Here is a 3,079-nt window from a genome sequence, read left to right as displayed (position 1 = left end):
CGCAGAATCTCGAATTCTTCGCGGGCGTCTATGGTTTGAGCGGCGCGCGCAAACACGATCGCATCAGCAAGATAGGCCGTCGACCACACGACACCGACGCCCTCCTTGGCCAGGTCCTCGACCATCTTCCAGAGTTCGCGGCGCGAAATCGGATCGACGCCGACGCTCGGCTCGTCGAGGAGAAGCAGATGCGGTTTCCTGAGGAGCGCGCAGGCAAGACCGAGTTTTTGTTTCATCCCGCCCGACAATTTGCCCGCCAGCCGGCTCGTGAATCTCTTGAGATCCGTCAGGCTGAGAAGCCTGTCGTACGCGCCTGGGCGCTCCGCCTTCGGCAGCCCGCGCAGATCGGCGTACAGGTCGAGATTTTCCTGAACCGTCAGGTCCTCGTAAAGGCCGAAGCGCTGCGGCATATAGCCGATGGCGGCTTGAATTCCAGCCGGATCTCGACGAGCGTCGAAGCCGAGCACCTCCACGGTCCCCTTGTCCGGCAGCATGAGCCCGGTCATGATGCGGATCAGCGTCGACTTGCCGGCGCCGTCCGGCCCGACCAGCCCGGTGATTTCGCCGCCCCCGATTGATCCGGACACCGCGTCGAGCGCGGGAGGCGCGGTCCCGAAGCGCTTCGTGACATCCGACAGTCTGACTAAGTCGGCGGACGGGCTAACGTCGATTGGCGCGGACGCGATCAAGATGAATTTCCGCCACGTTCGCCAAGGAGAACATGGACGGTGACCGGCATGCCCTGGCGCAACCCCAAGTCGGCATTTTCGACAATAATTCGCAGGCGATACACGAGGTCGGTCCGAAGGTCCGGAGTCTCGACGGACTTCGGTGTGAACTCCGCCACGGGCGATATGAACCCGACCGTTCCGCGATAGGCGCGGGTGGGAAGGGTGTCGGACGTCACGTCCAATGTCATTCCGGGATGAATCTTGCCGAGATCTGGTTCCGAGATATAGGCGCGCACCACGACAGGCTTGTTCAGCGACAGCACGAAGACGTCATCGGTCGGCGAAAGGATCGCGCCGGGCTCGCGAACGCGAGACAGGACGACGCCGTCATCCGGGGCGCGAAGCTCCGTGTCGTCAAGAGACGTCTTCGCCGTCAAGAGGCTTGCTTCCGCGACCTGGAGGTTCGCGCGGGCCGCGGCGAGGTCTTCGGCGCGTGTGCCTTCATTCATAAGATTCAACGCATCGCCCGTCGACGCCTTGCGCGCCAGCGCCGCGTCCCTCGTCATGGTCGCCTGATCAAGGACGGATTGAGAAATCGCGCCGGTCGGGCGAAGCTGGGCCTCCCTTTCGTAAGTCTGTTGTGCGTTCAACAGATTGGCTGTTTGCTCGGTGTTTGCGGATCTGGCTTCCGCGATTTCGTCGGGACGCGGCCCGGCCACGAGCTTGTCCAGCGTCGCCCGCAGGCTGGCCTCCTGCGCTTCCGCGCCGCGAACTGAGTCCTCATACGGCCTCGCGTCGAGGTGCGCTAGCAGCGTCCCTGTTTTGACCGTATCGCCTTCATCGACGAGCATTTCGGCAATCCGCCCGCCGACGCGAAAGCCAAGCCGCACCTGCCGAATGTCGACGTTTCCATAGAGCGTCAGATGGTCGTCCTGTTTATGCGTCCACCCGAAATGCGCGGGAAGGTCAAACCACCACGCACCCGCTCCACCCGCGACCAGAAAGAGAACCAGGGCAAGGGCGAGCTTCTTTTTCATGTTCCGGCAACTTCCTTGAGTGCGGCCGCTCTAGGAAAGCCCGCTGGTGCATTCAGAGCGGGAAAGTGGCGGTCGCAGGCAGGAGGCGAGCGACCGGCTCAGTCCGAGCCCCGATCCGTGGGGGGCTGGACTTCGGCTCATGCTATTCAGCTTATAGGGCCCGCGAATCCTGCGTAGGAGACTCGGAATCTACTCACTCCAGTGTTGAAACGCAGTGGCGGGCTCGGCGGGGAATCGGGCGGCAGTGACTCCTGTGAGGATCCCGTTGATCGTGGGCGGGTCGGTCAAGCCTGTCGTCGACCGAGTCTATCCCCTCGGCAAAGCGGGTGAAGCCTTGCGCCGTCTGATTGAGGATCGACCGTTTGGCAAAGTCGTCCTGGCCGGATGATCGACGTGCCAATCGTATCCGCAAAGCTCCCGCGCGAGCGCACGATCCGCGGGACGATCCCGAAAGGCTTGTCACGTCGCGACGGCTTGCGGTCCTTCTCGTGGTCCGGTAGTCGAAGGGAATGAAGACGTTCAGCCACAGCGAGTATCGATTAGAGGCACGGATTAGAGAACGCCATCCGCAACTAGGCCTGTGATCCACGCAAGACTAATCGATTTGCCCGAACTTCGTCGTGTACCGTCGCGATTTGGAATGTCCGGTAAGGTCGACTCCAGCCGTCCGGAGTGTGCAAATAGCGGTCGTTGCTCGACGTCTCGTCGAAAGCCTTAACTCAACCCATAGCAGTAATAGTCCGATGCACATTGAGCGTCGCTCGCGTTGCTAACAAAACGCTCTATCGGGGCGGCTTTGCCCTCACAGCAGCACAGCAGTCGCCGACAAAGGCCGCGCAGCAAGGTCCAGTCCTTGGAGACGCCGCGCTCGACAAGGGCCGCGTCGAGAAAGACGCGCGTCCGATCGTAATCCGTCTTCACGAAGCCCACCTGGCAGAAATAGCGCCCGCTCATACCTGGATGGCGACGCCGACGATCTTGAGGTCCTTGTCGTGCAGTTCGCCGGCAACGAGCGCCGCCCGGTCATAGGCCGCATGAACATCCTCGGTCGTCGGCGGGCCTGAGTCGGCCGTCGCCGGTGCGGCGCCGCGTTCTCCTTGCGTGCGGAGAATAACAATTAGCGCCACCGCGACTGCGATCAGCGCAGCGGCCGCGGTGGCGTACCCGTAGCGATGCAACGTGTCGCGCCAACCTGCTTGCGGCATTTCGCCAAACCGTCCGTCGTGGTGGCCTACCATGGCCACGGCACGACCTGGTTGAGGAGCTACTGTCCGTTGTGGGCGCAATGTATACACATCAGGTGTACAATGGCTATCAAGATGCCCCACGCCGTAAAGCCGGTTAGTTCCGACGAGAAGGCCGCAGCCTTCA

Annotated in this window: 4 protein-coding genes; 1 reads left to right on the top strand and 3 read right to left on the bottom strand. The window is 62.2% G+C overall.

Features of this window, described 5'->3' with window-relative positions; all coding sequences use genetic code 11:
• Together ACLP25_RS13240 and hlyD are read right to left on the bottom strand one after the other, a co-directional pair.
• Positions 1–686, bottom strand: a 686-nt coding sequence (locus ACLP25_RS13240) for an ABC transporter ATP-binding protein (RefSeq protein WP_442469656.1), incomplete at its 3' end; no start/stop codon positions are given.
• Positions 686–1,708, bottom strand: coding sequence for a secretion protein HlyD (hlyD, locus tag ACLP25_RS13235; RefSeq protein ID WP_442469655.1), 1,023 nt, complete (start codon positions 1,706–1,708; stop codon positions 686–688). The genes hlyD and ACLP25_RS13240, both read right to left, overlap by 1 nt.
• 214 nt (positions 1,709–1,922) lie before the next feature.
• Between hlyD and ACLP25_RS13230 the strand changes: the two genes are divergently transcribed.
• Positions 1,923–2,096 (top strand): zinc-binding dehydrogenase, encoded by a 174-nt coding sequence (locus tag ACLP25_RS13230; RefSeq protein ID WP_442469654.1) that lies wholly within the window; start codon positions 1,923–1,925, stop codon positions 2,094–2,096.
• Between the two features lie 562 nt (positions 2,097–2,658).
• On the opposite strand, the gene ACLP25_RS13225 is transcribed toward ACLP25_RS13230, so the two are convergent.
• Positions 2,659–3,079: hypothetical protein (locus ACLP25_RS13225; RefSeq protein WP_442469653.1), on the bottom strand; the 421-nt coding region annotated here is incomplete at its 5' end.

It is taken from the genome of Roseiarcus sp. (genome assembly GCF_052145395.1).
In the GTDB taxonomy this organism is placed as follows: Bacteria; Pseudomonadota; Alphaproteobacteria; order Rhizobiales; family Beijerinckiaceae; genus Roseiarcus.
This window is presented reverse-complemented; position numbering and strand designations above follow the sequence as displayed.